We start from the raw sequence: 26,416 nt of genomic DNA, 5'->3' as shown, positions 1-26,416 counted from the left end.
GTCTTAGCGTATTGGTTGGAGTGCAAAAGGTTTGGGAGTGACAAGCCGGCGATCTGGTTTGATCGCCGGGCTTGGATATCACGCGATTCGTCTGCCCGCTACGAAATGCAGAAGCAGTGAGATCAGCGCAAAGATCAGCAACACATGAATGAGTCCACCTGCCACGTGAAATACCGTAAAGCCTCCCAACCATGCGATCAGCAAAACCACGAAAAGGATCGTCCAGATGCTCATAGTTGTTGTTCCTTCCTGATTCATCCCTGATTCATCGAGTCTGACAAGCGACCTGGTGCAAGCCTCTGCGGCTAGCAACCTGATGAGCGTAATGCCGGGCGATGCGAGTGTCATTACGCTGTAATAGGTAGGAGTCTTCCAACATATCTGTAGCGTAGGCCGGCAAAACCTGCACCCTGTCAGTTTGACTTCGGCGGCCGCCAGATAGGGTCGTTGTCGTCCAAAGTGTTACCCGTGCCTTCGGGAGGACTCGGAGGAGCAGTGGGCGAATGGTTGCGATCCTGGGACCAGAATCGTTTCTGCGCATAGTAGAAACCGAGCGCGAACAGTACTGTGACCGCCACGACAAACACTGCGAAAAGAGAAATGTACACGCGGAACTCCTGACTCGGGTTGGATGCGGATCTTCGCGTGGGGAGTTCTACAGGATTTGTGGTACGAAGGAATTCCAAAAGAAAAGAGGAAGTTACGCAGTAATGGGAAACCCGCGCGCAATGGAAGCTGCAAGCTGTTGAGATTACGTGCGAACTGCAACGGCATCGGTCTTGCACTGATTCAACTTGCGCAAGTCGCGAACTTCAAGATTGGAGAAAACGTCACCATGAAAAAGAACAGCCTAGTTCTCGCTTCTATTTTTGCTATCGCCACTCTGCCGGTAGCTTTCGGCCAGAGCACCACGTCGCCGTCGCAGCAGACCCCGACAGAGGCCAGCCCCACTCAGGCGCCCGGCACGAGCGATCCGTCAACCGCAGCCCCATCCGGAAATCCTTCGGACGCGCAGCGCGCGTTTGTGGGTAGCATTCGGAGCAAGAGCGGCAAGTTTGTGCTGCACACTGGTGGCACCGACTACGAACTCGATGACCAAGCCCAAGCTAAGAAGTTCGACGGTAAGGATGTGAAGGTCACTGGTCAGCTTGACTCTTCTTCCAACACGATCCATGTGCAGTCGATCGATCCAGCGACTTCGATGTAGATGCCGCGATGAAAATGAGAGTGGAAATGGGGCGCGAGGAATCGCGTCCCATTCTTTTTGTTCCCAGGTTGTTTCCGAGAGTCGTTGAGGGAAGGGGCAGCAGTCTGCAGGATCAACCGGCGGTCTGCAGCAAGCCGCGAATACTGACGCAGAGGGACTCCGCGCTTTCTGACTTGGACACGACAGCGCTAGCACCCATGGCTAGTGCTTCCCGTTCGACATGGGAGTTACAGAAAGTGGTGTACATGAGAATCCGCACGTTGGGCCGAAGCCGGTGAATCTCACGCGCTGCCTGGAGACCGTTCATCACGGGCATCGATAGATCCAGCAGTACAAGGTCAGGGCTGAGGGCGAGAGCTTTCTCCACTCCCTCGAGGCCGTCGCCGGCTTCGCCACAAACCTCTAGATCGTGCTGCAGATCCATCAACGTCCGTAACGCACGCCTCATCACGGCACTATCATCGACAATCAAGATACTTTTCAAGGGCCCCCGGCTCTCTTAGTAATGTAATTCTGTCGGGACCAGTAGTGCTCGCGCAATACCGCCGATGCTGTACTGTGCGGTGCAAACAATTGGTCGACGCAAGTATGCGCTTGACGCAACCCTCTGACAAAAACGAGATGCGATCATTATTGACCATTCTTCTACGCGATCGAATGGCATACTCCAGCCGTGAAACAGACAGAAAGATGGATGGAGTTGGCACAACGCGCTTCCGTCGAGCAGGATTCCACAAAGCTACTGGAGCTTACTGCGGAGATTGACCGTTTGCTTGGGGAGAAGCAATCTCGCCTCGACTATCTTCGGATTTCGTCCAAGCCCTCCGAGTAGAGCTTATTTCGGCCAGCCTTCTGCCGGTCTCCGGTGGGGAGATCACGCCGCCGGCATGCTGCGTTTCGAGCCGTTTTCCGTGATTGGAACGACGGATTGGGGTACTTCGACAATGGGGATTCTCACCTTGATCGTCGTACCGGGCGACGCCGAAGCAATCTCCAAGGTGCCGCCGAGTTCGCGGACTCGTTCCCGCATACCCGCTAGCCCGACACCTGTCGCGGCGTCAGCCTCGGACAAACTGCGCAAGCGATCGTGAGGAATACCTTTGCCGTTATCGCTCACCTGCAGGTGAACTTCCTCGGCGCCAATCTGAAGGTTGATCTGCACGACGGTACCACCGGAGTGCCGATGAACATTGGTAAGGGATTCCTGCAGAATACGAAACAGTGTCGTTTCCACGTCCCGGTCGAGGCGGCGCAGATCCTGCGGAATGTCCAGGCTGACCTGCAGACCACTGCGTTCTGCAAACCCTTCGCAATACCAACGTGCGGCCGACGCGAAACCGGCTTCGTCCAAGAGTGGCGGATGAAGCAAATACGAGATCGTGCGAGTCTCGCTTAGACAGTCCTGCACCGACCGCAGACAGTCGGAGAGGAGCGTAGCCTGCTCCTGACGTTTGCTCTCGTCTCGGACCCCAGCCATTTCTGACAACAGGTCGAGATTGATCTTGATACTCACCAGGTATTGGCCAAGGCTATCGTGCAGTTCGCGAGCGATCCGCCGGCGTTCATCATCTTGCAGGCTAAGGATGCGGCCGCTCAGGCGGCGAGCGGCGTCTTCGGCATTCCGCCTGGCCGTGATGTCGGTATTGATTTCGAGCCAGCCATCAAACTCTCCCTCGCGGTTTCGCAGCGTGGTCCAGCGGCTGGCGACCACGATGGGAGTGCCATCACGCTTCACCTGGAGCAATTCTCCTTGCCAATGTTCCACCTCCCGGATGGCTGACAACGGCACTGTGAATTTCGTACGCAGCAAATCGTGGGTCAAGCGTCCAAGAGCTTCCGCTTTCGTCCAGCCGTACAATCGCTCGGCGCCTTTGTTCCAGTAGGAAATTCGGTCGCGCGCTGTGCGGACGAAAATTGCATCATTGGCGAGATCCAGCAATCGGGCTTGTTCCTTTGCCTGTTCGGTCTTTTGTTCGATTTCGGAAGTGCGCCGCGCAATTTCATCCTGCATCTGAAGCACTCCCAGGCGGAGTCGCGACTCGCTCTCCCGAAGAGCCTGTTCGGTCTGGCCCTGCTTGGCGTGGGTGCGTCGAGTGGCTTCTCCGAATCCGATGACTAGGACAGAGAAGAGCAGAAAGGCAAGCAGAGCGAACAAGTCGGCAGGTTCCGCGGGTGACCCGGAAGGGGACACAAGCCAGAACCAGATTCCCGCCAGGGAGGTCGCCAACGCAGCGATGGCCGGGCCCAGGCCGAAATAGCGAGCCACAAACAGGAGCGTCGCAAAAACGGTTACGTACGGTGTGCGGTCGCCGAGCAGCGGTGACATCACAATACGGGCCGCTACGGCGAGCACGGCCGCAACGATTGCAGCGCCGTAACGAAACATGCTGTTCGTCGAAATGAATCGCTCCAAACGGGTCTGCGGCATAGGTTGTCTACGAGATATTCGATGACAGCAATCTTCAGGCGTTGCTGATCGTACAGACTAGTCTAAGACTCCACTCTCGGGAAAGCGACCGTTCTCGATAGTTCCTCGACCGGATGGGACAGATTGTCCTTGGCGTCGAGCGTTTCGATGAGTTCTGAAATGATCTTGAGCAATTCCCTTGAATCGGCCTCTCTGATGGCGGCTTCGCAAAGAGATTGCCATGTTTTGGGATCATTTTTCACGTTTAGCCTCCGATCTCGTGTCTCGCTGCATGGGTCATTGGAATCCGATTCGAGATACATCGGTTGTCATGCAAACGACAGTCCATTCTCGGCTCTCCGCAGCAAATCAGTGATGGACAGGCATTTAGCACGATCGACGTCTGATGGATAAAGTCGCCCAAGTCTCGGATGGCGGTAATTTTGTCCGATCTGGCGTTGCAGGCATCGAGTGCGTTTGCGGCAAACCTACAGGCTTCTCCTGATATGCCAGCGAGTTCATCGCGATTACAAGTTAAGCTGGATAGTTTTCTGATAGCGGATGGGTCGCAACGTACTGGGGGCTTCGAATTCAGAATCTGCGCATATTGATTGCTGACGACCATGAGATCGTGCGCCAAGGGCTGCGGTCGCTGGTCGAATCTCATCTGGGATGGCAAGTGTGCGCGGAAGCCGTCGACGGATTGGACGCCGTCCACAAGGCGCGAGAGGCAAAACCCGACGTGATCGCGCTCGACATCGGCATGCCAAACCTTAACGGACTCGAGGCGGCTCGTGAAATTCTGAAGGATAATCCGAAATCAAAAATTCTCTTTCTCACCATCTACGATACGGAGCAGGCTGTGAAGTCGGCCGTGCAGGTTGGTGCGAAGGGCCTGATCCTAAAGTCCGACGCGGCCCGCGAATTGCTGGTTGCAATCGAAGCCATTCAGCGAAATTCGACATACTTCAGTTCCCAGACCAGCCAAGCCATCTTGAGGCCGGATTTGCGCGGCAACCGCCGTTCCGCTGACAAAAACACGCTCACGAAGCGTGAGACACAGGTCATTCAACTACTGGCGGAAGGGAAGAGCACGAAAGAAGTCGCTGGCCTGCTCGAACTCAGTGTGAAAACAGCTGAGACCCACCGCAGCAACATCATGGGGAAACTTGGATTGCACTCGATCAGCGAATTGGTGTTGTACGCAGTGAAGAACGGATTGGTGAAACCGTTTGACTCTGGCGCCGCGGAGGGTAGCTCCTCTACAGGATTGCCGGAGGTATAAGAAACCTTTCTGAGCAAAACCTACCGTGAAGACTGTAGATACAGCCTGAATCCGCAACAGTAACCCGTTAATCAAGGTTCGTTTACATACGACTTTCCTCAGAATGCATCTCAATCGTCGTGCATTCAAAATTGAAAACATTTCCGCAAGAAGTTATGAACGCCGAACCTAAACCCTATCTTGCAGGCGAGCGAAGCAGTGGCGAGGGGAAGCCGGTCAGCAACCGCATTTTGCTGGCTCTCCCTGATGCGGAGTTCCACGCGATCCGGCCATTTCTATCCTACGTACCCCTGTCGCCGCACATGAGCCTGCACAACCCTGGGGAGCGTATCGAATTCGCGTACTTACCCAACAACGGCCTGGTCTCCCTGGTTGTCGCCATGAAGGAAGGGAAGACGGTAGAAGTCGGTGTCGTGGGGAATGAAGGCATTATCGGGACGCCGGCCCTGCTTGGACTGGACTCAAGTCTGCTCCGCGCTGTGGTACAGATCCCTGGCGGCGGGTTTCGAATTCCCGTCGAGACTCTGCGAGGGCTCCGATCATCCACAAGACAGTTCCATTACCTGGCCAGTCGCCACGCAGTAATTCAGGGGATGCAGGCGGCGCAGTCCGCGGCCTGTAACCGGCTCCACGGAATCGAGCAGCGTCTTGCGCGCTGGCTGCTGATCATGCAGGACCGAACGGATGACGAGATACTCAGGATTACCCATGACTTCCTGGCCACCATGCTCGGCACCGATCGGCCCAGCGTGAGCTTGGCGGCTGGGCTACTCCAGAGAAAAGAGACGATCCAATACACTCGCGGGGCAGTAAGAATCCTCAACCGGAAGAAGCTCGAAGAGTCGGCATGCGAGTGCTATCGCATCATCCAGCAATTTAACGGGCCGCTCGGCCTGCCAAACGGAGATCGAAACGACGGCCGCTAACCCTCCACAGGTGTTTTCTCCTTGATTGAATCAGAGGGCGATGTACTGGCCCGTGACTAGAACCTGACACTAGAAGAACCGACGATGGACTCCCAAAATCGAGGGAGTCCACCGTCGGTTGGGGAAGGGCCGCAGTACTACATCTATGCTTGCGACCATGTCGAGGAACTGAGGTTCACAAGCGTCCCGTCAAAAGTAGAACAACCAGCACGAGGACGACGAGCCCTAGCCCGCCGCTTGGGTAATATCCCCACCCGCTGCTATAAGGCCAGGACGGCAAGGCGCCGATCAACAGCAGCACCAGGATAATAATGAGAATGGTTGACATGAAATTCCTCCTCAAGTGTGGACTTGCACGAACTTCAGATGCTTTCTGTGCGGTAGCGTCTGTATAGGAAACTGTTCCTGAAATAGAAACGGGCTGGCCCTTAACAGGCCGCCCGCTCCATCGGTATACGCTAGCGAGTGGAATCGGTGTTGGGGCTCGTGGCAGGCTCTACTGCACCACGTTCCTGTTTCGCTTCGGCGGCATACTTACGTACCGTAGCCATGAAGTGCTGGGAACCGGCAGGAGGACTTACCTTGCCGCGAAGAATGTCCTGAAATGCAACTTCCTTGCCGTAGAGAATGTGCGTGTCGTCGTCATCTTGTTTCACGACCGCGCCGCTCAACTCGAGGCCGGCAAAGACGCCTCGCGCACGCGAGTAGGTGAGAACTTCAGCACGCATCTTCCAATCGGTGTTGGCTTCGCTCTGGCGTCCCACCGGACCTGCGGCGGCTGAGGCTTCGGCGCCCAACTTGAACTTGCTCGAAAGCAAGCGCTCCATACCCTTGTCGTTCATCACGAGCATGACGACGTCAACGGCCGCGCCGCCGATCTGAAGTCCCCAGCTTCCACCAGCAATCGTAAACGGGGCGGGTGCACTCCAGCCCGCTGCAGTGCGGCACGTTGCAACGCCCTTGCCATATCTTGCGCCGACAATGAAACCGGCTTTGACCATCGAGGGCACAACGGCGACGCACTTTGCGGACTCAAGTAATTCCTGGGGGATCCCTTTGTCCGGGGCACCCATGATTTCGTCGAGCACGGTGGCGGACGCATCGATCCGCTTCACCTGGTCTGATTCTTTGTCGTCATCTTTATCCTTCGCGAACGAGGTGCTCCCCATCGCGATGATCAGTGCTCCCATCAGTGTTAATGCCTTTAGTGATTTCATGAAAATCCTCTCTACTCGGAATCAAACATAGTGTTCGCAGTCATCTTGGCGCGGGGCCGCGCGGGGCGCCATCAAGCGGAACCTGTAGGCGGTGCGCGATTGTTCCTTACACGGCTTGGGAAATAAGGGGATTTCTGTCAGTAGTCCCACAAGAGAAATGCGAGCCAGCAGCGCGGTGAGGCGGCTGCCGACTCGCATCTGTAGCTTCCAGTAATTATGCGATTGCTTCGCTGACCTGAAGGGGTACACGAGTTGCGGACTCGACCGGCATTTCCCTGACTCCGCGGGTACCTGCCGATTTCGGAAAGCCCAGCAATTCCCGCATTTTCATCTTTGCCTTGTGCAGTTGCGACTTGGAGTTTCCCACCGAGCATCGCAACAAGCCCGCAATCTCGTGATGCTCGTAGCCTTTGACTTCATGAAGCAGGAAGATCCGGCGGTAACCGACAGGGAGTTCCTTGATAGCCCGGGTCAGCGCAATTCGATCCACGGACGTGGAGAGACGGCCGTCAATTTTTCCGTACTCGCGCTGGGGCGCTCCTGTTTCACGGTTCGCTGGTTCATCGAGCGACACCTGGCGCAATCCTTTCTTGCGAAAATGCATGAGAACGGTATTCACCGCTACGCGATATAGCCAAGTCGATAGCGCGGAGTCTCCACGAAATGTGTCGAGCTTGCGAAAGACCTGCAGGAAGGCGTCCTGCGTCAAATCTTCCGCCTCGGCGGTATTGCTGGTCATTCTGAGACACAAAGAGTAGATCTTAGTTTTGTGGGCGTTAAAGATCTCAGCAAAGGAAGCTTCGTCGCCCTCTCGTGCGCGTTGCACGAGTTGCGCGTCTGCCAAACGTTGGCCGGTGGTATTGATATCGGTTTTCACCAGGTTGCTCCTTTTCAGTCGTTCCCGACTGCATGCATTGGCTTCGTTCTTCACCATGCACAGTAGAGTTCGTGGCGGAATGAATCTATCCGGTTATGCCCGTAGCTGATCTGGTAATGGGCTGTAAGGACCATGGGAGGAAATGTTGTATGACCGCCCTACCGCCGCGACATGGGTTCTGTAGGGGAAATCACGAAACTGACTACAGTGCTGCCGGGATTGTCCGCGTTCCTTCTCGCCCCTATGCTCGCGGAAGTCGAATATTTTCCTTCCGACACCCACCCCCCCAGGCAGGTGCTGGCGCTCAGAAAAAGGGCTGGCACTTGCCTCTCGCCTTATATGGGCTGGAATGAATGCAACTGACCGAGTGTTCGATGTCGAACTCAGCGCACTATCTACAGGGCATGTGGTATGGACTGTGGGAATCGAGCCATTTACTTTTGGGGCGGTGGCGCGTGACCACTTCGTCGGAGGGTTACAGTCATGAAGTTGCATTGCATTGGCGAAGTCATATTCGGTCTCTTGATTTGCGTCAGCTTCGCTGGTGCTGATTCTCTCCAACTCAGGAATGGGCGACAGCTTCAAGGCAAATACATCGGGGGCACTTCTACTGTCATCGGATTCATGAGTGGCGCGTCGGTCGCGTACTTTTCAACAGCGGATATTCTGGCGGTGATATTCGACACGGGTACTGAGTCTTCGTTAGGCGACATGCGTGCACCGCAACCGATGTCCGGCGCGGATACTGGCGCAAGGATTGCCTTTCGTGCACACGCAGTGCGGGCTGGGCAAGCGCGGTCGACGAAATACGTCGCGGGATATGTACGCCCCTCTTCATCTTCCATCCCATCGATTCGCAAGCCGAGAAATGCCGCATTGCTTTTGAGCACATCATCCACGGTTTCCACGAATTGATTCGATCTTGATCCGTGTGCGGGATTCTCCAACGCGAACGTACAGAGATCGCCGGATCGAAATATCCAGCCACGCGGAATAGCTTCACAACTGGTTGCAATTTCAGAATCTGGAGGACAAGCCATGAATTCGGATCAACTGCAAGGAAAGTGGAAACAGGTAAAAGGAACTGTGAAAGAGCGCTGGGGAAAATTGACCGATGATGATGTCGATGTCGTCAACGGCCAAAGCGAACAGCTGATTGGAAAGGTCCAGGAACGATACGGCATCGCCAAAGAAGAGGCACAGCGCCAGGTGGATGACTGGATGCGCTCTGGATCTGAATCGGAAAGCGCAGATGAGCTTAAACGCCGTCGCGCCAGTTAGCTCTGAAATCGTTTTTCACTGAGCACTGTGGGGAGCCAATGGCTCCCCTTTTTTGATTGGCGGATGGTCACGCTCGGCAGATTCCACCTAGACCTTTAACAAAATGCGCAGCAAGAGCAGCCACCTGCGCACATTGGTGGTCATCAGGAAATTCTCTTTCACATGCTCGTGCCCGTTCTTGCCGAGGCGCGCCGCAAATTCCGGATGCGTCAGCAGGTACCGAATTTGATAGGCACAGCCTTCTATCGAATGAACCAGCGCGCCGGTGAGCTGATGGATGATCTGGTTCGGTATTCCACCCACGGCCCCACCGATCGTGGGTTTGCCCTTCCAGAGTGCTTCCGTCACCGTAAGGCCGAAACCTTCGCGGAGAGACTTCTGCACAACGATAGTGGACGCCTGCTGCAGCGCGTTGATCTCCAAGGCGCACCAGGGCGGCAGGTCGAGAATAATAATGTCCGGATCATTTCCCGCCACCTCCCTGACTTCCTGAAGTACGATCGCGCCCTCCGGGTCGTCGCTCGCTCCGCCTCCGGCCAGAACCAACTGGCAATCGACATATTTTCGGGCCAGCTTAAAGGCCTGCACCACACCGACCGGATCTTTCAGGCGATCAAAACGAGATACCTGGGTGACGATGGGCCGGGAACGATCGACACCGAAGTCGTCGCAGACTCTCTGCACGGTGCTTTCCTCCAGCGGCTTGTTCTTTTCCGAGAGCGGATCGATGCACGGATAGAAAAGATATTGAGGAATCGGCAACTGGCGCGCGAAGGATTGCGACGAGAAAATAGCCGCGTGGTAACGCTCGATGAACGGCCGCAAAAGACCCCACACTTGCGGATTGGGATTCGACAGGTCGATGTGACAACGCCAGACCCAGCGCGCCGCGCTCTTTTCGGGAGGCAGGATCAAGGCTGCGGGCTGCGGGTCGTGAATCACGACCACGTCCTCATTGAACTGCATGCGCTCACGATTCTGCTCGTTGTACATCAGGAATATTTCCCGTGCTTGCCGAGTGAGTTCGTACGGCGCGCCGTGCAGGGCATTGTGGAATGCTTTCGTAACCTCGAAGAAATCGTTCCCACCTGTGATCACGTCCCAGTGAGTCTCCACTTGAAGCTCTGTGAGCAAGGGAACAAGGCGGTTGAGCATTTCGGCGACGCCGCCACCTACAGCCGTGGAGTTCACCATTTTCACGGTTCGATGCTTCAGGTCGCGCGCGAGGTATTGGAGTTCGTCGATGGAGGCTTGCCCTACGATGGCTGCGTAGTCGGCAAGATGAGGAGGCGGCGCCGGCGCCGGCGGCACCTCCCATGTTCGAGCTGCCTTGCGCCGTTCCGACGGGCGGGAGACGGTTTCGGCCATCGTCGCGGATTGCTCACGTTGACTTTCGTTTGCGGTTTCGTTCGTGACTTCTTCTTGCCTTACCGGGTCCATATTAAGAGACTTTCCAGAAATGCTTGGTTTTGGAATCAGGCTAATGCGCGTTCGACAATGTGAACGATCTTCAGACGGACTTCTTCCAGAGACGCGGTGTAGATATCGATCCGATTCAAAGCCCGCGCAGTATCGGTGAGTCCAACATCTTCATAGAGCCACTGCGAGAAATCATTGGACATGAGTTTGATTCGCAGGCGCGCCTCGATGAAATGGTGGTGAATGGAATGCAGGCTTGCGCAGCGTAGTCCTTCAGCAAATTCCTGCAACGTGCCGGCCACGACCGACGTCGGCAAAACGATGATGTCCGACGCACAGAAATAGAACGTGTCTTCAGCCTGCTTGCCGGCAACTGCAGGATCGTTTTGCAGGAAGGTGCTGAGTATCTCAACGAAACGATCGCGAAGGTGCGAAACTGATGTGTATTCGCGGATGTCCACGCCGGCGAACTGCTCTGCCAGTCCAGGCTCGTTGCATGCCGAGAATGCCCAATGCGCGAAGTCGTTGGAGAAGCCTTCTCGGATAAAGTGATGCTCCTCCAAAGTGCGGAACGTGTGCTGAAAAATGGAATCTTCCGGACACTCGCGCAAAGCTTGAAGAAAATCACTTAACGTATTCGCTTTGTAGCGCGTTATGCGCAGCAAATGTGCCGATGTATTGAAGTAGAAAGGTTTCACCTGGGCGTGTTGGCTGATGGGCGTGGTGGATGTTGCGCTCATGAATTGGCCGCTGCTTTCGACTCGCTGCCCAAACCTGTATTTGCTGACGACGCGGCGAGCCACTGGGTTAAGAACAGAATCAGATCCTCGGGGGGATGAATCCAGACTTGGGCGGAGCTCTTCCGGTATCGCTGCCGTACCAGTACGCTCAGTCCGCGACCAGCTAGGGCGCGGAACGCGCATTCATCCGTGACATCGTCACCAAGGTAAGCTGCCGGCGTGTCAGGTCCGACTTCTTCCAGCAAGGCACGTACCGCGATCCCTTTATCCGTGTGTCTTGCGCAGATTTCCAGACCGCCATCGAAGTCAAGCAGGCGAAGGCCGGATTGATGTGCGATCGAACTCCATCCCATCAACACGCGTCCCCTGCGTTCCTCCGCGTCAGATGGGTCCAGTCCCCGCCAATGCACCGCTACGCTGGCTCCTTTTACTTCGGTCGCATGCTGGAGTTGCTGGTAGTCGATCCACCGTTGTGCATCGCGTAACCCGATGTCCGTTTTCTCGTCCGGAATGTATGTATGAATATTCCCGTCAGGCGTTCGACGTTGGAGGCCGTGGAGTCCCCAAATGTCGGGTGCGGGATCAATCCGGAGCAGAGGGACAACGTCAGAAGCATCGCGGCCAGAAACGATCGCGAGTCGGGTATGCCCCTGGTCCATGATCTCGCGCAGGAGTTCGGTCACGCCCGGATAGGGGAGAGCGAGAGACTTGTCTACCTGGAAGGGCGCCACAGTGCCGTCATAGTCGATCATCAGCAACGACGCAGGAGACGCAGCGACCGTCCGCAAGAATGAGTCAACCTGGAGTCTGGCTTCCGGTTGCAGGGATCGCACTTCCTTTCGCTGTTCAGGAAACTGCACTGGTGGCGCGGCTCCTTTCGGAAGACTCTTCTGTTTGGTCCAGACGAAGCTCGCAAAGCTCCGAAATCAATGTGCCGGCCCAACGGTAGATATTGTGTTCCTCGATGGTCTTGCGCATACGCTGGACCCTCATCTGCTTGTCCTCCGGCTGCATTTCGAGTGCGGTTCGAATGGCATCGGCGGTTTGATCGATGTCATAAGGATTAATCAGCAGGGCATCGCGCAATTCGCGAGCAGCCCCCGTGAACTGACTTAGGATGAGAACTCCGCGTTCATCGTTTCGCGCAGCCAGAAATTCTTTTGCTACCAGGTTCATGCCGTCGTGCAAAGAGGTCACGAGACACAAATCCGCGGCTTTATAGAAGGGAATGATCTCCTTGTGGCTGTGCTGGCCTTTCAGAAACACAATCGGCTTCCATTTCGCCGACTGAAAGCGCTGATTGATGCGCTGCGCTTCACTTTCCACCTCAACAAGGAGGTCGTGATAGCGCTTGATGTGCGTCCGGCTCGGTGCTCCAATCTGGACAAAAGTGAATTTGCCCTGATAAGACGGCCATTTCTCAAGGAATCGCTCGACTGCAAGAAAGCGCTCGAGAATCCCCTTGGTGTAGTCGACACGATCAACACCCACTCCCAGGTAGATTGCTTCCACGCCGATCTTGCGTAGCAGAGCAGCCCGCTCCATCGACGACTCTTCCCATGTGGGAGGCACTTCCACCTCTTCCGCAGAGAGACTGACGCTGATGGGGAACGGACGAACAATGGTCGAATGATCGCGCCGCATTACAGAAAAGTGCTCCCAATCGACTCGCGATTCGACCACGCGGTCCACGGTCTGCAGGAAATTGTTGCAGTGAGACTGAATGTGGAATCCGATCAGATCTGCACCGAGTAGTCCGTCGATCAGTTGAAGCTGCCACGGACAGATCGCGAAGGCTTCCGGATTCGGCCATGGGATATGCCAGAAGATGGCGACCCGAGCTTCGGGACGGCGTTCTTTGATGAGCCGCGGCAGGAGCGCGAAATGATAGTCCTGCACGAGGATGACGGGGTTGGAAACGTGCTCAATTTCCTGAAGAACGGTGGCTGCAAATTTCTGATTAACCTCTTCGTAGTACTTCCAGTCCTGCGCACGGAATATCGGCCGGGTATGGGCAATGTGACAGAGAGGCCACAGTCCTTCATTGGCGAAGCCGTAGTAATAGCCTTCCTCCTCTTCCTTGCTGAGCCACACCCTGCGTAAGGTGTAATGCGGGTCGTCCGGAGGAACCCGTAACCGATCGTGGGAGTCGACAGTTTCGAAGTCAGCGTCGCCGCTACCCTGAGCGATCCACGTTCCGTCGCAGGCTGTGAGGATCGGCTCGAGAGCCGTGACCAGACCGCTGGGCGGTACCACGACATCGATTGATTTTCCGTTGCGCTGGTGCATATAGGGCTCACGGTTGGACACGACGAAGAGCCGGCTACCCTCAAGGTGGTTGCTAACCTGCACTGATAGTCGTTCCGCCGTCCAGACCCGAGCCCCGGCCTCTCGAAGGCGGGCTTCTTGTTCCGCAGCCGTGCGAGCCTGGGTCAGGCTTTTGGCAAGAGTCTCGAACTCGCGAGCCAACGGCTTGAGAATCTCGAGGTCCGGCATTTCGTGACGGGAGTGAGCCTTGTCCGTGCGCAATGCGCGCATCCATTTGGCTGCCCGCGCGATGGGGCCAGTGATACTCCAGCGCACAATCACGACAGTGATCAGAACGATGAAGAAGACTTGTGCAAGCACGCGGAGGAAGGACTCGCGCCAGACACGCATGCTCTCGGCGCGGATATATGCGACATCGTGCACCACTGCCAGTCCACCGACGATCTCGCCCTTATCGTGCAGGGGCACCGACATAAGGTGAACTGGTTCTGCGGCGAGCCGGAGGAACTGACCCCGCACCTCGCCCTTGGCCATACTAAGCGGAAGATCAAGAGGAGCGTTGGCAAGGAATGTGTTCAGGCCCGGACTGATCGCCAGCACCTTGCCGGTGTGATCCAAGACAACGATACCCAAGAGATGTTCACGACTACCAAATCGCTTAACTAATCGCTGTAACTCCCGAGGAGGATCTCCGGGGTCCCATGATTGCTCGATGGCGCTGGCTAGACTCTCGCTCAGTTCTTCTGCCCGGCGCTGCACTTCACTACGCAGGCTTTGTTTTTTCCGGATGACCTCATAGTAGGAGAAAGCCGTCGAAACGAGAGTGATCCCGAGGATCAGCGAGACAATGAGACGAAGACTCAGTAGTCGCATGCATAGGCCTCGAGTGCAAACCGTTCAACTCAACTCTCTCGGACAGAGGGGAACCCAACAGCGGCTAATCGCAAACGAATTGAGTGCACGCTCTCTGCCAGAAGACACAACGGGCTAACTTAATGAAATAGTTCACGGGAACGCCGTTCAGATGGATGTTCAGGCTGCAAAGTTGCCCCATTGCCCGGAAAATTGTTCATGGCCATGTGAGATCACAACCCATGACAAAACCTACCCAAAGTATTTTCTCGGTTCTACACGAGTCCACTGATAGTTCCGCGTCGCCCTAATGTCTATCCTCAAAATCAAGTCAGATCTGAATAAAGGAAAGGGACATTCATGCGACGTAATTCGTACAGCAAGAGAGCGATGGACTGGTACCGGCTGGCGGCGAAAGTGGGCCTCGTGCTCACTGATCCGAAACTGCGGGCGACGATCAATGATGAAGTGCACTCGCGAGCGAGCCGGGCTGCCGACAACATCAGCAGCACTTATGACGAGGCGGTTGATCGCCTGGATGCCGCGGGCGATGCGCTGCGAGGCCGAGCCAGCTGGCTCTCTCCGACGGTGGGCTTCTTGTTAGGGGTCGGGGTTGGAGCAGGCGTTGGCATTCTGTTCGCGCCGGCTGCAGGGTCCGAGACGCGTGACGCCATTCGCGGCAGAGCGGTCGAAATGAAGAACAGAGTCGTCGACTCGGCTTCCGAAACTGCCGGTTCGATGCGGCACGCAGTGAGCAACCTGCGATCCACCGGCACGGAAGGGTAGTTTTCTAACATTTCACCAAAATTCCAGAGTTGCAACGCGGCTTGCCGGCTAGTGAAACACCGGCAAGCCGTATTTTTGTTGCGATTTGTGACGCCATCGAGCAGTTTCCGCCATATCCCGCCCGCCGGCTACAGCATTTACTGTATTGCCCCCGACACCCCTCGCAGACGATAAAAGTTACACTCAGTTGTGAAGACTGCGAAGAGAATGAGATTCTCCTCTCAGTGCCAATCCAGCCGGTTGTAGTTCCGGTAAAATCAAGGAGTGTGTCATGAATAAGTTACGCATTCTTGTTGCCGACGATCACGAAATTGTCCGCAGGGGATTGGTTTCGCTTATTAAAACCCAACCTAATTGGGAAATATGCGGAGAAGCCGACAATGGCCGGCAAGCGGTGGAACTTGCGAAACAACTGCGGCCGCAAATCGTGATTCTGGATATCGGCATGCCGACCTTGAATGGCCTGGAAGCCACCCGCCAGATTCTGCGCGAAAATCCTCAAGTCCGAGTGCTAATTCTTACGATCACCGATACCGATCAGGCGGTTCGCGCCGTTCTGGATGCAGGAGCGCGAGGCTTCCTGCTGAAATCCGATGCGGCTCGCGATCTGGTGTCGGCGATCGATGCGCTGCAATACAACAAGACCTTCTTTACCGCCCGGGTTGCTGAGATGGTCCTCTCCGGCTATCGCGGCATTTCAGGGGTACCGAAGAAGGATCTGCTTTTGCCCAACCTCACTCCGCGGGAGCGTGAAGTCGTCCAGTTGCTGGCCGAGGGCAAGTCCACGAAGGAAGTGGCGTCTCACCTGGATATCAGCGTCAAGACAGCGGAAACTCACCGCAGCAACATTATGAGGAAGTTAGGCCTTCATTCCGTGAGCGAACTAGTGCTCTACGCGGTTCGCAACAACATTATTCAGGTCGCGACCGGCTCTTTGGGGACGATGGAGCCGGTTGCCGCTCCCGCCGTGGAAACTCCAGCATAGTTGTCATCGCAACATCGATGGCCGCTCACTAGCCTATCCGTGAGTGCGGGCGAAGTGGATCCACGCACGTGCTGGGTTCTCTCGCCCAGTTCTATGCCGGAGCGCGTTCGGGCTGCAACCGTGCAAGCGACTTGGTCGAAGTAATGTGGTTGCGAGAGCGCCTACAGTAAGTTCTGTATGTTGTCAGACGCGAATTTCCCGTTACCATCACACACTTGCACGCGGAACGCATGAACCTGCAAGGGCAGGTCCAAAGCAGGGAAACAATGGCGGGCCAGATACTGATCGTCGATGATCACGAGGCGGTGCGGCGAGCGATCCGTACGCTGCTTTCTGTGCGTCCTGAGTGGAGTGTCTGTGGCGAAGCGGGAGATGGCCTGGAAGCGATCGAAAAGGCGAAAGCTCTTCGACCCGACGTTATCTTGATGGACATTTCCATGCCGCGCATGGACGGACTGCAAGCCACACAACAGATTCGCAAGGCACTGCCCTCTACCAAGGTCATCATCGTCAGTCAAAACGACCCTACTGTAGTGCTCCGACAGGCTCGAGAGGTGGATGCCGCCGGTTACGTGGCTAAGGGTCTCCTTTCCAAAGAGTTGATACCGGCCATCGAGAGAATCATCGGCTCTTTTCCGGTTGGAAACGAAAGTGTGCCGGAATCCCGGCCATCAGAACCCGCTGCTCCAGGCTGGTTGTCCGGAGGCGGCGAATTAGGGCACCTGATTCTGACCCATGATTGGTCGAAGACTCCACTCGGCTCCATTGACAGCTGGCCGCAGAGTCTGAAGACATCCGTCAATCTTATCCTCAATTCCCAACACCCGATGTGGATCGGATGGGGCCCCGAGGCGACATTCCTCTACAACGACGCCTATATCCATGTGCTCAGCATGGCGAAACATCCGTGGGCGCTTGGACTGCCGGCGGCCAAAGTGTGGGCCGAGATCTGGGATATCTGCGGACCGCTCGCTGACAAGGTTTTCAAAATGGGGGAAGCCTCGTTTGTGGACGAGGTCCGTCTCTTCATGAACCGTGGCAACTTCCTGGAAGAAACATACTATTCATTTTCGTACAGTCCTATCCGAGACGAATCAGGAGAAATTGCGGGACTCTTTTGCCCCTCGACGGAAGTTACTCCAAAGGTTATCAACGCGCGTCGCCTTCGTACTCTTTCGGAACTCTCTGCTCGCGCATTGATGCAAAGAACGACGGACGGAGCCTGCGCCTCTGCGGTCGCCACGCTGGCCAAGAATGCAGACGATGTTCCGTTTGTCGCCCTTTACCTGATCGACAGCGAAAATAAGACCGCACGGCTGGAGCAAGTGGCTGGCATTGCCAGAGGGATCGATACTCTTACTCCCCTCGTGGTCCCGTTGGATCAAGCCGCAGGGAAGGTCGTTTGGCCCATCGCCGGCGTAGCCCAATCCGTTGCATCACGGGTCGTGCCCGTCCAGGCTCTCGATGGATTGCCGTTAGGGCCGGCACAACAGCGTCTGTCCGAGGCTATTGTTCTACCGGTAACTACGCGCGGGCAAGAGCGGCCCTTGGGCGTATTGGTTGCTGGAGTCAATCCAGCGCGGCAACTGGATTCTGAATACCTCACCTTTTACGAACTTGTTGCGGGTCAGATCGCGACGGCGGTTCAGAACGCAAGCACTGCCGAAGAAGAGAAGAAACGGATCGAAGCGCTCGCCGAGATTGATCGCGCCAAAACCATTTTCTTCAGCAATGTGAGCCATGAATTTCGCACGCCCCTGACTTTGATGTTGGGTCCGGTCGAGGAATTGTTGGCAAGAAGCCACACCGACCTGACTCCGGCGGCCAAGACTCAACTCGAACTTGTGAACCGCAACGGCTCGCGGCTGCTGCGTTTGGTGAATACGCTGCTGGATTTCTCGCGTATCGAAGCGGGCCGCATGCAGGCGATGTATCAGGCGACGGACCTTCCGGCGTTCACCGCCGAACTGGCCAGCGTCTTTCGATCCGCTACCGAGAAGGCGGGCCTGAAACTCGAATTGGACCTGCCCCGGTTGAGCGAGCCGGTGTATGTCGACCGCAACATGTGGGAGAAGATCGTTCTCAATCTCATCTCCAACGCGTTCAAGTTCACATTTGAAGGAACAATCCGGGTTGGGTTGAAGCCGGTTGGAGAGAACATCGAGCTGCGGGTGCGCGATACCGGAGTCGGAATTCCGGCGGAAGAAATTCCACATCTGTTCGACCGTTTCCATCGCATTGAAAATGTCCGCAGCCGAACCCACGAAGGAAGCGGGATCGGTCTGGCATTGGTGCAAGAACTGGTGAAGTTGCATGGCGGGACGGTGCGCGTGAAGAGCACGCCGGACAAGGGCAGTACGTTCATTGTCAGCGTTCCGAGGGGGAGCGCGCATCTTCCCGCCGACCGGATTGGGGGAGTCCGCCTATCAGCGTCTACTTCGGTCAGCGCTGCTCCGTTTGTGGAGGAAGCGCTTCGTTGGCTTCCCGGTGCTGGGGAATCGGACGCAGACGCAGAGACCATCACCGACTACGATCTGGTTCCAGTTCCATGTCCACCGGAGGCACCGAGCGCAGCTTCGGCGGATCGCCCTTTCATCCTGCTGGCGGACGATAACGCCGATATGCGCCAGTATCTTGTCCGTTTGTTGTCCGAGCGATACGAGGTTAAAGCGGTCGCCGATGGAAGCGCCGCCTTGGAGGCAACTCGCGAGCGTCTTCCTGGCCTGGTGCTGACGGACGTGATGATGCCGATTCTCGATGGGTTTGGCCTGCTGCGCGAACTCCGCGCAGATCCGAGGACGAAAACGCTCCCCGTCATTCTTCTGTCGGCGCGGGCGGGTGAGGAATCCCGCGTGGAGGGAATGGAGCACGGGGCGGATGATTATCTTATCAAGCCGTTCAGCGCCCGCGAGTTGCTGGCCCGTGTGCAGACGCACCTGGAAATGGCGCGCATGCGCCAGGAATCCGAAGATGCCTTACGGCAGAGGACCGCACAATTTGCCACGCTGCTGAATGAAGCTCCGCTCGGCGTGTTTCTGGTGGACGAACAGCTTCACATTCGCGAAGCAAATCCGCTGGCGGTGAACGCCTTTGGCAAGGTCCGTAACCTGATTGGCCAGGATTTTAAGGAAATCACTGGTCTTCTGGCGCCTGATGACTATGCCGATGAGATCGTCTCCAGATTTCGGCAGACGCTCGCGACCGGGGAGCCCTATGCCGTCGCTGAGCGCGTGTCACAACGGCGCGATCGCAGAGCTCGTGAGATCTACGAGTGGCAGATCAACCGCATTTCACTCCAGGAGGGTGGCTACGGAGTGGTCTGTTATTTCCGGGAAATCTCAAGCCAGGTGCAGTCCCGCGAAGCGATTGCGGAATCGGAGCAGCGTCTGATTCGCGCTCTCGATGTCGGAGGCGTGGGTGCCTGGGAATGGGATCTCAATACTCAGAAGGCGTGGCGCTCGCCTTTACACGACCAGATCTTCGGCTACAAGTCTCCACGGCCCGACTGGTCGTTTGAAATTTTTCTTGAGCATGTCCTGCCGGAAGATCGCGAAGAAGTTAACAGAACGTTCAAAGCCGCCATAGCGGGAAATCACGAGTGGCATTTTGAATGCCGCATTCGCCGCGCCGACAATATCGTGCGCTGGATTTGGAAGAAAGGCGTTGTGGATGTCGATGAACAGGGTAATCTTTGCGGACTGAAGGGCATGGTTCGCGACATTACGGAATATAAGGAGGCTGAGCGCGAGTTGAGCGCTCACCGGCAGCGTTTCGACCTGGTGGCAGAAGCGGCACAGGTAGGATTCTGGTTCTGCGATCTCCCTTTCGACAAGCTTATCTGGGACAACCGGGTGAAGGAACATTTCTGGCTGGCGCCTGATGAAGATGTCACGATCGAAACATTTTACGAGCGCCTGCACCCCGACGATCGGGAGCGCACGCGGCTGGCGATTTCCGAGAGTAATGTCAACGACACGAAATACGATATTGAATACCGTACCGTTGCGGATGATGGCCGGGAGAAGTGGATTCGCGCTCTGGGCCGCACATTCTACAACGCTGCCGGCGAACCCACACGTTTCGATGGCGTGACCCTCGATGTCACCGAGCGCCGACATATTGAAGATCGCGAACGGGCCATGCGGGAAGAATCGGTCGCCACCACCGCGAAATTCCGTGCGATTTTCGAGCAGACTCCTGTTTTTGCCGGCATCATGGCGCTCGATGGCAAGCTCGTCGACGCCAATCGACTCTCCCTGGAAGCATGCGGATATCGGCCGGAAGATGTGCTCGGCCGCCCTTTCTGGCAAACGGGGTGGTGGCGCTTGTCAGACAAGACAATGCAGAAGATCAGGGAAGGCACGATTCAGGCTGCCCAGGGCACTCCCTATCGCGAGACTCTCACCTATTACTGGGCGGATGGAAGCGAGCACCTTGTGGATTTTTCTCTGCATCCCATTCGAGATCCGGAAGGCAACATTCTGTTCCTGCATCCCACAGGGATCGACATCACGGACCTGAAACGCGCCGAGGAAGATTATCGAGTGCTCGCAGAAACGCTAGAAGGCGCGGTGCAAAGCCGTACTCGAGAGCTGGAAGTCAGGAATACTGAAGTGTTGCTGCAGTCCGAACAGCTTCGCCATCTTTCTCGCCGCTTGTTGCAGGCGCAGGACGAAGAGCGGCGCCGCATTGCGCGAGAACTGCACGATAGTGCTGGTCAGATTCTCACGGCCCTGGCAATGAGCCTGGCGCGAATCGTCCAGAATGCGAAGAAGGACGCCGCTGCGTGGAGCGAAGACGTTGTGGATAGCGAGCGTTTGGTTCAGCAGTTGAGTCAGGAAATCCGAACCATGTCCTATCTGCTGCACCCTCCGCTGCTGGATGAGGCGGGACTTCCCGGCGCGCTGGATTGGTACATCCGCGGCCTCATGGATCGTGGCAATCTCGACATCGGGCTCACAATTTCAGAGGACCTTGGACGGCTTCCGCGCGAAATGGAGTTAGCCATGTTCCGCCTGGTGCAGGAATGCCTCACCAACATCCATCGGCATAGCGGAAGCAAGAAAGCGATGATCGAGGTGAGCTGCGAAAATGACACGGTCGTCCTGAACGTGCAGGACGAAGGGAAGGGAATCTCACCGGAGAAATTGGCGGAGATTCAATCGCGAGGCGCCGGCGTGGGAATTCGTGGGATGAGGGAACGAGTCCTGCCTTTGGGCGGCGAGATGAGTATTCAGTCCAATGGTCAGGGCACCACAATCTCGTTCCTATTCCCGCTCGACGCCGAGGATGTGGAACGTGCGGAGAAGACTCGCTTGGAATACCGCTTGCAGTAACATGTCCGGCGAATACTTGGAGATTCGTTGCGTAGCTACTTCATGCCCGACGCTCTCGCGCTCAAAGCCTGCCTGAAAAGAATCTCGATCTTTTTCGATTCCACTTCGCCTGAGGAGTTGTAAATCGCCCTGGCATTTCCATCCAGGACGACCACGTGCGGAATGTAGCCCTGATAGTACTGTTGGACCAGTTTTTCCTGCTCGGGAGAACGCCTTACGTCGAGATCCACGACCACAAAATGTACTAGGCCACGATACTTTTCGTAGAGGTCAACAGTGCGCTGTGCCTGCCGTTTCGAATTGAAGCAGCCTTCGCCGTAGATGATGACGTAGTTTGGCTTGTTCGCAACGAAGCCGGATCCAATGTCGTCGCCTGTAATGAGAAGCCCGTCATGGCTGTCGCTGGTGTAGTCGGGCTTTGCGTTGAGCTTAAGATTGTCGATCCCAAACGCAACTTGCGCGCCGATCGAGAGCACGAAACCAAACAAGATCGTTTTCATCGTTACTTTGAGGCTTCCTGCAACCTGAGCCGTCTCTATCCGGAACAATGCCAGGCTCATGGCAAGTTAGAGACTTCACGGAGCAAGAAGTTTCAAGGAGGGTCGCCACCTGATGCCGGGGCCGATTCTAGTCCACTCGCACCCATAGCCGATTGCGTGCGCTCTGTCCAATCGCTTCGCAGAGAACGAGTTCGTCATGTCCCGTTTGGAAAGTTGGGAAGGATGGAGCAAGCGAGAACTCGCCCTTCTGAATGTAGCTGTAGAAATCGCGAAACAAGTTAAAGAAAGTGTCGGGATAACCTTCTGCATGGCCGCCCGGGTAGTTGGAATAGGTACGGCTGTCGGCGCGCATGAGAGAGGGATCTTTCAGCAGAATTCTATTGGCTTCGTTGCGGCGTCCGATCCATAGTTCGTTGGGCGATTCGGAATTGAAGGCGAGGGAGCCTTCCGAACCATTGATCTCGAATTCGAGCATTGCCTTGTGGCCGGCGCTAACCTGGGAGACTGTCATCACCCCGCGCAGGCCACCTTCGAAATGCAAAAGGACCGATGCGTAGTCGTCCGTGGCGATGGATACGGGATCGGTCGCGCCCGCAGTGGACTTAAATGTTTCCATGCGGCCTCGTGGACGTTGTCGCACTGGAATCACGGTTGCCAGGTCGGCGCACACTTCCTGTACGCGGCGGCCGGTGAGCCAGGTTGTGAGATCAAGCCAGTGCGTGCCGATGTCCGAGACAGCGCGCAGATCGCCTCCGAGCTGCGTTTCCAGACGCCAGTTCCAGTCGGTTGGATAAAACAGCCAGTCCTGCAGAAAACCGCCGCAGACTAAGCGAGGCTCTCCGATGGCACCGCTTGCGATAAGGGATCGAGCCTCTTGGCAAAGCGGGTAGTAGCGCAGGTTGTAAGTGACTCCGCCAACTCGGCCCAGAGTTCTAGCCAGTTCAATCAATGCAGCACTCTGCTTCGTGTCCATGGCCAGGGGCTTTTCGCACATCACGTGCTTGCCCGCCCGCAGGAGCGTGCTGACCTGTTCGAAGTGAAGATGATTTGGAGTACATACGTGAACAACATGTACATCGGGATCGGCTGCGAGTTGTTGCAGAGAGGCATAAGCTCTCGGCAGCCCAAGAGATGCTCGGGTTTCCTCGGTCCGCTGCGCAGAGCTGCCCAAGACCCCGGTGATCGGAACACCAAGACGTCGTATGGCATCGATGTGAGCACGCCCGACAAACCCCGCACCAATCAATGCAGATCGCAGTTCTGTCATCTGACTTCCCCTCGCTCGTGAGCTTTAAACATCCAGGGTAGCGGAGATTCTACACGTGATTGCGAGCAGCGAACTGCTTCTTGCCGCTAAACTCTCGAGAGAGGCCACCAGCGATGACTACACGCCCGCCGTTACCGCCATTTACGCGGGAAACTGCAATTCAAAAAGTCCGCCTCGCCGAGGACGGATGGAATTCACGCGATCCTGAAAAGGTTTCACTCGCCTACACACTCGATTCCGGCTGGCGCAACCGGGCTGAGTTCGTAAATGGCCGAGTGGAGATTGTTGCGTTCCTGCAAAGAAAGTGGACAAAGGAACTTGAATACCGCCTGGTTAAGGAACTGTGGGCATTTAGCCAGAATCGGATCGCAGTTCGATTTGCCTACGAATGGCACGATGATTCCGGAAACTGGTTTCGTTCCTACGGCAATGAAAATTGGGAATTCAACGATGAGGGCTTGATGAGCCTGCGTCTGGCCAGCATCAACGATCTGCCGCTTGCCGTTTCCGAACGCAAGTACTATTGGCCGCTGGGTCGACGTCCGGATGATCATCCCGGACTCAGCGATCTTGGATTGTGAGTGCAACGCCCTCAAACGTCGATTCTCAACGGAAGTCAATCTCAGCGAGAAGTGGCTCTCAAGGGTGCAACAGAATGTGCCTTGCTCGCCTGTCCCTGTACGTACAGCTGAAAAGGAGCCCAATAGAACGGGCTCTGAAAGTCGTGGCTTTGCAGCAGTGAGATTTTGGCCGTACGCAAGGCGTTGCCAGGGGATGCTCCATGGTCCAGTTCGTCGTAGAACCGCGCCATCAGTTTTTCTGTCGACGCGTCTGCCGCTTCCCATAACGCGGCAATCACGTTGTGCGCACCTGCCCTGAGAAATGCCCATGACAGCCCGACTAGGCCCTCGCCCTTGTAAGTACGCTCTCCGGTTCCGTAGCAGGAGGAAATAGCCACAAGGTCGGCGGATAGGGGCCGCTGGATGATATCGCGTGCATACAGTTTGAAGGACTCATGATCGGCAGAACTGCGGGAAAGAATGATGGCGGAATCCAGTGGACTCAAGCGGCTGGCGGTCCCATGGGCAACGAAGTGGAGATTCGAAAAACGCTCGGGATGGCTTTCAAGATAGGCCGCCGGAGTTGCGGCTTCCCGCGAAAATATCTGGCGAGAGCTGGCCGGAAAGTGCGCAGCCACCGTCTCCATTTGTGCAGATGCGCGGAGCAGAGCAGGGTATCGAGTATTCGGCGGGATATTATCGCCGAAGAGTAAAAGCTTCCGTGGCTTCTTGTCCTGCCGGTAGGATGCGCCCAGCATGCGCAGCGAGTTTGCATTTGCGACGGTTGCGTCTTCAATCCAATAGTGCAGCTTCGGTTCCGGCACGAGAAGTGTCTCAAAGTTCAAATTGTTCAGGCCGCCGTCGGGAACCACGAAGACCGGAGCGTCTTTGGGCAAGGAAGCCTGCACCCGACCAAGCAGCGTCTGAAAGAGCCATCGACCGTCGCTATCGCCGTACTCCGCAACGTCCTGTGGGCCGCCAAGAGCGTCGCGATAGCGTTGCACCGCCGCATCGATCTCAGCGGCAGCAGGCAGCGTGAAAACGTTCGTCTTCTGAGCGTCAATCGCCCAGAGATACGACTGCTTCTGGCCCAGCCAGTAGAAGAGCACGGTCCCATGGCTGTTGCGCGCGATCGCAGTCGCATCCAGAGGCGGGGGACCACCCGCCGAAACCTTCGTGGGAACCCCCAGCCCATCGGCCAAGCTACGTGCCCGGCTGTAGTCAGCCCAGCGTAACGCGTCGTCAGTATTTCCCCGGGCGACGAGGAAGTGCACGTAGTCGTCGTAGATCCGCCATCCGTTGGTCAGGAACGAAAGATGAAAGTCCTCATGCCGCACGTCCGAACGCGCGGCCTCAAAGGTCGCGAGAGCCAGTCGGTATTCGTGGTCGGCAGCGTCCATCTGATTGTTTTTTTCGTAGAGGCCCGCGAGCGAGTGTTGGGCTTCCCACTTGAGAAATACGGGGCACTGCGGGTCGAGTTCCACGTCGTGAAACGTCTGCTCAGCTCCCGAGCTGTCGCCGCGATACGCAGCAATCTGGCCCTGAATCAGGAGAGGGTAAAGTTCGTCGAGCCGATTGTTGCTCTTCTTCGCGATGGCGAGCGCCTGTCCTGCATATTGGTACGCCTTGTCAATGTCACCGGTCTGCAAAGAGAGGCGCGCCAGGACGCGCACAGCATTGTAGATATCTCGCTTGGCTTTGATCCCTTCAGCCAAATCCAACGCCTTTCGAAATGTTTGTGCGGCGAGGTCGGACTTGCCCTGGTCCAAGTAGATGTAGCCGATGTTCGTGAGTTCGTTTTCCTGGTCGAAGACATCTCCGAGTTGAGCGGCCAATTTCTCTGCCTGTAAAGACAAATCCAAGGCTCTTTCCGAGTCGCCAAGCCGGTAATAGGCCCAACCGATATTGCCCTGCGTTACCAATTGCAGAATCTTGGCATTGGTCGTTTTCGCAATCTGGTAGGCGGCTTCAGATTGGTCGATGGCTTCATCGAATCGTCCCTGAGAAAGCGATTCTGCTCCCAGGTTCAGAAGGGCGTCCGCCTCCAGAAATTGATCGCCATGGGATTGAGCAAACGAAAAAGTTTGCTGATAGTACGCTTCCGCGACAGCCGACTGGGATCGTTCACTGGCGAGCAGGCCAAGCGCCTGCAGAGTGTAGCCGCAACTCGGCAAATCAACGGAGTCGCATATCTTTTTCGCCGCTGTAATGGACTGTTCTGCTTGTGAAAAATTGTGGGTGTTCAGGTGAGCTACTCCCGTGAGGGTGAGGACGGGAACTGCCAGGTCGGGACGATTGGAAGATGCTGGAATGTGCCGGAGGATTTCGAGGACCTGGTCATAGAGTCCCCGCCAGAGAGCAGCCTTGGCTTGCAGGATCCGCAACTGTAAGCCCCATTCGGGGCTTGTTTGTGCAAATTCTTCATATCCTCGAGCGGCTTCGTCCTGGCTTTGTTTCAAGTCACCGCGCAGAAACGCTTGGTTTGCATGCTCGAAAACCGTCT

The 26,416-nt window shown here is 56.2% G+C and carries 24 protein-coding genes; 8 read left to right on the top strand and 16 right to left on the bottom strand.

Annotated features, from left to right (window positions below):
• Window positions 1–78 precede the first annotated feature (78 nt).
• Together HY010_11255 and HY010_11250 are read right to left on the bottom strand one after the other, a co-directional pair.
• The gene (locus HY010_11255) at window positions 79–234 is read right to left on the bottom strand and encodes a lmo0937 family membrane protein (GenBank protein ID MBI3476302.1); all 156 of its coding nucleotides are present in this window, start codon (window positions 232–234) and stop codon (window positions 79–81) included.
• 179 nt (window positions 235–413) lie between these two features.
• The gene (locus HY010_11250) at window positions 414–608 is read right to left on the bottom strand and encodes a hypothetical protein (protein ID MBI3476301.1); all 195 of its coding nucleotides are present in this window, start codon (window positions 606–608) and stop codon (window positions 414–416) included.
• A 137-nt stretch (window positions 609–745) separates the two neighbouring features.
• On the opposite strand from HY010_11250, the gene HY010_11245 reads away from it, so the two are divergent.
• Window positions 746–1,207: a hypothetical protein gene (locus HY010_11245; GenBank protein MBI3476300.1), complete on the top strand. Its 462-nt coding sequence runs from the start codon at window positions 746–748 to the stop codon at window positions 1,205–1,207.
• A gap of 112 nt (window positions 1,208–1,319) precedes the next feature.
• Here the strand turns inward: HY010_11245 and HY010_11240 are convergent, their stop codons facing one another.
• The 3 genes from HY010_11240 to HY010_11230 all read right to left on the bottom strand — a co-directional run bounded on the left by HY010_11240 (window position 1,320) and on the right by HY010_11230 (window position 3,877).
• Window positions 1,320–1,655, bottom strand: coding sequence for a response regulator transcription factor (locus HY010_11240; protein MBI3476299.1), 336 nt, complete (start codon window positions 1,653–1,655; stop codon window positions 1,320–1,322).
• A gap of 426 nt (window positions 1,656–2,081) precedes the next feature.
• The gene (locus tag HY010_11235) at window positions 2,082–3,635 is read right to left on the bottom strand and encodes a PAS domain-containing protein (protein MBI3476298.1); all 1,554 of its coding nucleotides are present in this window, start codon (window positions 3,633–3,635) and stop codon (window positions 2,082–2,084) included.
• A 62-nt stretch (window positions 3,636–3,697) separates the two neighbouring features.
• A complete protein-coding gene (locus tag HY010_11230) occupies window positions 3,698–3,877 on the bottom strand; it encodes a hypothetical protein (GenBank protein MBI3476297.1) in 180 nt (59 codons plus the stop codon).
• Between the two features lie 344 nt (window positions 3,878–4,221).
• Between HY010_11230 and HY010_11225 the strand changes: the two genes are divergently transcribed.
• Complete coding sequence (locus tag HY010_11225; GenBank protein MBI3476296.1) at window positions 4,222–4,899, top strand: response regulator transcription factor; 678 nt, start codon at window positions 4,222–4,224, stop codon at window positions 4,897–4,899.
• Window positions 4,900–5,054: 155 nt separating this feature from the next.
• Window positions 5,055–5,825: a Crp/Fnr family transcriptional regulator gene (locus tag HY010_11220; GenBank protein MBI3476295.1), complete on the top strand. Its 771-nt coding sequence runs from the start codon at window positions 5,055–5,057 to the stop codon at window positions 5,823–5,825.
• A 175-nt stretch (window positions 5,826–6,000) separates the two neighbouring features.
• On the opposite strand, the gene HY010_11215 is transcribed toward HY010_11220, so the two are convergent.
• From HY010_11215 to HY010_11200, 4 genes are all read right to left on the bottom strand, one after another.
• On the bottom strand, window positions 6,001–6,153 hold the full coding sequence (locus tag HY010_11215; protein MBI3476294.1) for a DUF3309 domain-containing protein: 153 nt from the start codon (window positions 6,151–6,153) through the stop codon (window positions 6,001–6,003).
• Between the two features lie 130 nt (window positions 6,154–6,283).
• The gene (locus HY010_11210; GenBank protein ID MBI3476293.1) at window positions 6,284–7,042 is read right to left on the bottom strand and encodes a lipid-binding SYLF domain-containing protein; all 759 of its coding nucleotides are present in this window, start codon (window positions 7,040–7,042) and stop codon (window positions 6,284–6,286) included.
• Between the two features lie 214 nt (window positions 7,043–7,256).
• Window positions 7,257–7,976, bottom strand: a complete 720-nt coding sequence (locus tag HY010_11205; GenBank protein MBI3476292.1) for an RNA polymerase sigma factor — start codon at window positions 7,974–7,976, stop codon at window positions 7,257–7,259.
• Window positions 7,977–8,500: 524 nt separating this feature from the next.
• Complete coding sequence (locus HY010_11200; protein MBI3476291.1) at window positions 8,501–8,959, bottom strand: hypothetical protein; 459 nt, start codon at window positions 8,957–8,959, stop codon at window positions 8,501–8,503.
• Here HY010_11200 and HY010_11195 point away from each other — a divergent pair.
• Entirely contained in the window at window positions 8,958–9,200 is a 243-nt protein-coding gene (locus HY010_11195) for a CsbD family protein (GenBank protein MBI3476290.1), read from the top strand. The two genes, HY010_11200 and HY010_11195, sit on opposite strands and share 2 nt — an antisense overlap.
• A gap of 87 nt (window positions 9,201–9,287) precedes the next feature.
• On the opposite strand, the gene HY010_11190 is transcribed toward HY010_11195, so the two are convergent.
• The 4 genes from HY010_11190 to HY010_11175 form a co-directional block, all read right to left on the bottom strand.
• Window positions 9,288–10,568 (bottom strand): glycosyltransferase, encoded by a 1,281-nt coding sequence (locus HY010_11190; GenBank protein MBI3476289.1) that lies wholly within the window; start codon window positions 10,566–10,568, stop codon window positions 9,288–9,290.
• A 107-nt stretch (window positions 10,569–10,675) separates the two neighbouring features.
• Window positions 10,676–11,359 (bottom strand): hypothetical protein, encoded by a 684-nt coding sequence (locus HY010_11185; GenBank protein ID MBI3476288.1) that lies wholly within the window; start codon window positions 11,357–11,359, stop codon window positions 10,676–10,678.
• A complete protein-coding gene (gene otsB / locus HY010_11180; protein ID MBI3476287.1) occupies window positions 11,356–12,192 on the bottom strand; it encodes a trehalose-phosphatase in 837 nt (278 codons plus the stop codon). The genes HY010_11185 and otsB overlap by 4 nt, the downstream gene beginning before the upstream one ends.
• A gap of 13 nt (window positions 12,193–12,205) precedes the next feature.
• On the bottom strand, window positions 12,206–14,500 hold the full coding sequence (locus HY010_11175; GenBank protein ID MBI3476286.1) for a trehalose-6-phosphate synthase: 2,295 nt from the start codon (window positions 14,498–14,500) through the stop codon (window positions 12,206–12,208).
• A gap of 369 nt (window positions 14,501–14,869) precedes the next feature.
• On the opposite strand from HY010_11175, the gene HY010_11170 reads away from it, so the two are divergent.
• The 3 genes from HY010_11170 (at window position 14,870) to HY010_11160 (ending at window position 21,586) form a co-directional block, all read left to right on the top strand.
• Window positions 14,870–15,265 carry a YtxH domain-containing protein gene (locus HY010_11170; protein ID MBI3476285.1) on the top strand — a complete coding sequence of 132 codons (396 nt, stop codon included), beginning with the start codon at window positions 14,870–14,872 and terminating at the stop codon, window positions 15,263–15,265.
• A gap of 271 nt (window positions 15,266–15,536) precedes the next feature.
• Window positions 15,537–16,250: a response regulator transcription factor gene (locus HY010_11165; protein ID MBI3476284.1), complete on the top strand. Its 714-nt coding sequence runs from the start codon at window positions 15,537–15,539 to the stop codon at window positions 16,248–16,250.
• A 266-nt stretch (window positions 16,251–16,516) separates the two neighbouring features.
• Window positions 16,517–21,586, top strand: coding sequence for a response regulator (locus HY010_11160; protein MBI3476283.1), 5,070 nt, complete (start codon window positions 16,517–16,519; stop codon window positions 21,584–21,586).
• Window positions 21,587–21,621: 35 nt separating this feature from the next.
• On the opposite strand, the gene HY010_11155 is transcribed toward HY010_11160, so the two are convergent.
• Window positions 21,622–22,086 (bottom strand): hypothetical protein, encoded by a 465-nt coding sequence (locus tag HY010_11155; GenBank protein MBI3476282.1) that lies wholly within the window; start codon window positions 22,084–22,086, stop codon window positions 21,622–21,624.
• A 127-nt stretch (window positions 22,087–22,213) separates the two neighbouring features.
• On the bottom strand, window positions 22,214–23,353 hold the full coding sequence (locus tag HY010_11150; protein ID MBI3476281.1) for a Gfo/Idh/MocA family oxidoreductase: 1,140 nt from the start codon (window positions 23,351–23,353) through the stop codon (window positions 22,214–22,216).
• Between the two features lie 113 nt (window positions 23,354–23,466).
• Between HY010_11150 and HY010_11145 the strand changes: the two genes are divergently transcribed.
• Window positions 23,467–23,934 (top strand): nuclear transport factor 2 family protein, encoded by a 468-nt coding sequence (locus tag HY010_11145; GenBank protein MBI3476280.1) that lies wholly within the window; start codon window positions 23,467–23,469, stop codon window positions 23,932–23,934.
• A gap of 41 nt (window positions 23,935–23,975) precedes the next feature.
• On the opposite strand, the gene HY010_11140 is transcribed toward HY010_11145, so the two are convergent.
• On the bottom strand, window positions 23,976–26,372 hold the full coding sequence (locus tag HY010_11140) for a CHAT domain-containing protein (protein ID MBI3476279.1): 2,397 nt from the start codon (window positions 26,370–26,372) through the stop codon (window positions 23,976–23,978).
• Window positions 26,373–26,416: the final 44 nt, after the last annotated feature.

Source organism: Acidobacteriota bacterium (assembly GCA_016196065.1).
Lineage (GTDB): Bacteria > Acidobacteriota > Terriglobia > Terriglobales > Acidobacteriaceae > Acidiflorens.
Note: the sequence above shows the minus strand (reverse complement) of the source record. Positions and strands in the feature narration are given on the sequence as shown.

Bases quoted from the DNA above. Each gene is read 5' to 3' on its own strand.
- HY010_11255 (MBI3476302.1), bottom strand. From the start codon at position 234: ATGAGCATCTGGACGATCCTTTTCGTGGTTTTGCTGATCGCATGGTTG.
- HY010_11240 (MBI3476299.1), bottom strand. From the start codon at position 1,655: ATGAGGCGTGCGTTACGGACGTTGATGGATCTGCAGCACGATCTAGAG.
- HY010_11235 (MBI3476298.1), bottom strand. From the start codon at position 3,635: ATGCCGCAGACCCGTTTGGAGCGATTCATTTCGACGAACAGCATGTTT.
- HY010_11220 (MBI3476295.1), top strand. From the start codon at position 5,055: ATGAACGCCGAACCTAAACCCTATCTTGCAGGCGAGCGAAGCAGTGGC.
- HY010_11215 (MBI3476294.1), bottom strand. From the start codon at position 6,153: ATGTCAACCATTCTCATTATTATCCTGGTGCTGCTGTTGATCGGCGCC.
- HY010_11210 (MBI3476293.1), bottom strand. From the start codon at position 7,042: ATGAAATCACTAAAGGCATTAACACTGATGGGAGCACTGATCATCGCG.
- HY010_11205 (MBI3476292.1), bottom strand. From the start codon at position 7,976: ATGGTGAAGAACGAAGCCAATGCATGCAGTCGGGAACGACTGAAAAGG.
- HY010_11195 (MBI3476290.1), top strand. From the start codon at position 8,958: ATGAATTCGGATCAACTGCAAGGAAAGTGGAAACAGGTAAAAGGAACT.
- HY010_11200 (MBI3476291.1), bottom strand. From the start codon at position 8,959: ATGGCTTGTCCTCCAGATTCTGAAATTGCAACCAGTTGTGAAGCTATT.
- HY010_11190 (MBI3476289.1), bottom strand. From the start codon at position 10,568: ATGGCCGAAACCGTCTCCCGCCCGTCGGAACGGCGCAAGGCAGCTCGA.
- HY010_11185 (MBI3476288.1), bottom strand. From the start codon at position 11,359: ATGAGCGCAACATCCACCACGCCCATCAGCCAACACGCCCAGGTGAAA.
- HY010_11175 (MBI3476286.1), bottom strand. From the start codon at position 14,500: ATGCGACTACTGAGTCTTCGTCTCATTGTCTCGCTGATCCTCGGGATC.
- HY010_11170 (MBI3476285.1), top strand. From the start codon at position 14,870: ATGGACTGGTACCGGCTGGCGGCGAAAGTGGGCCTCGTGCTCACTGAT.
- HY010_11165 (MBI3476284.1), top strand. From the start codon at position 15,537: ATGAATAAGTTACGCATTCTTGTTGCCGACGATCACGAAATTGTCCGC.
- HY010_11160 (MBI3476283.1), top strand. From the start codon at position 16,517: ATGGCGGGCCAGATACTGATCGTCGATGATCACGAGGCGGTGCGGCGA.
- HY010_11155 (MBI3476282.1), bottom strand. From the start codon at position 22,086: ATGAAAACGATCTTGTTTGGTTTCGTGCTCTCGATCGGCGCGCAAGTT.
- HY010_11150 (MBI3476281.1), bottom strand. From the start codon at position 23,353: ATGACAGAACTGCGATCTGCATTGATTGGTGCGGGGTTTGTCGGGCGT.
- HY010_11145 (MBI3476280.1), top strand. From the start codon at position 23,467: ATGACTACACGCCCGCCGTTACCGCCATTTACGCGGGAAACTGCAATT.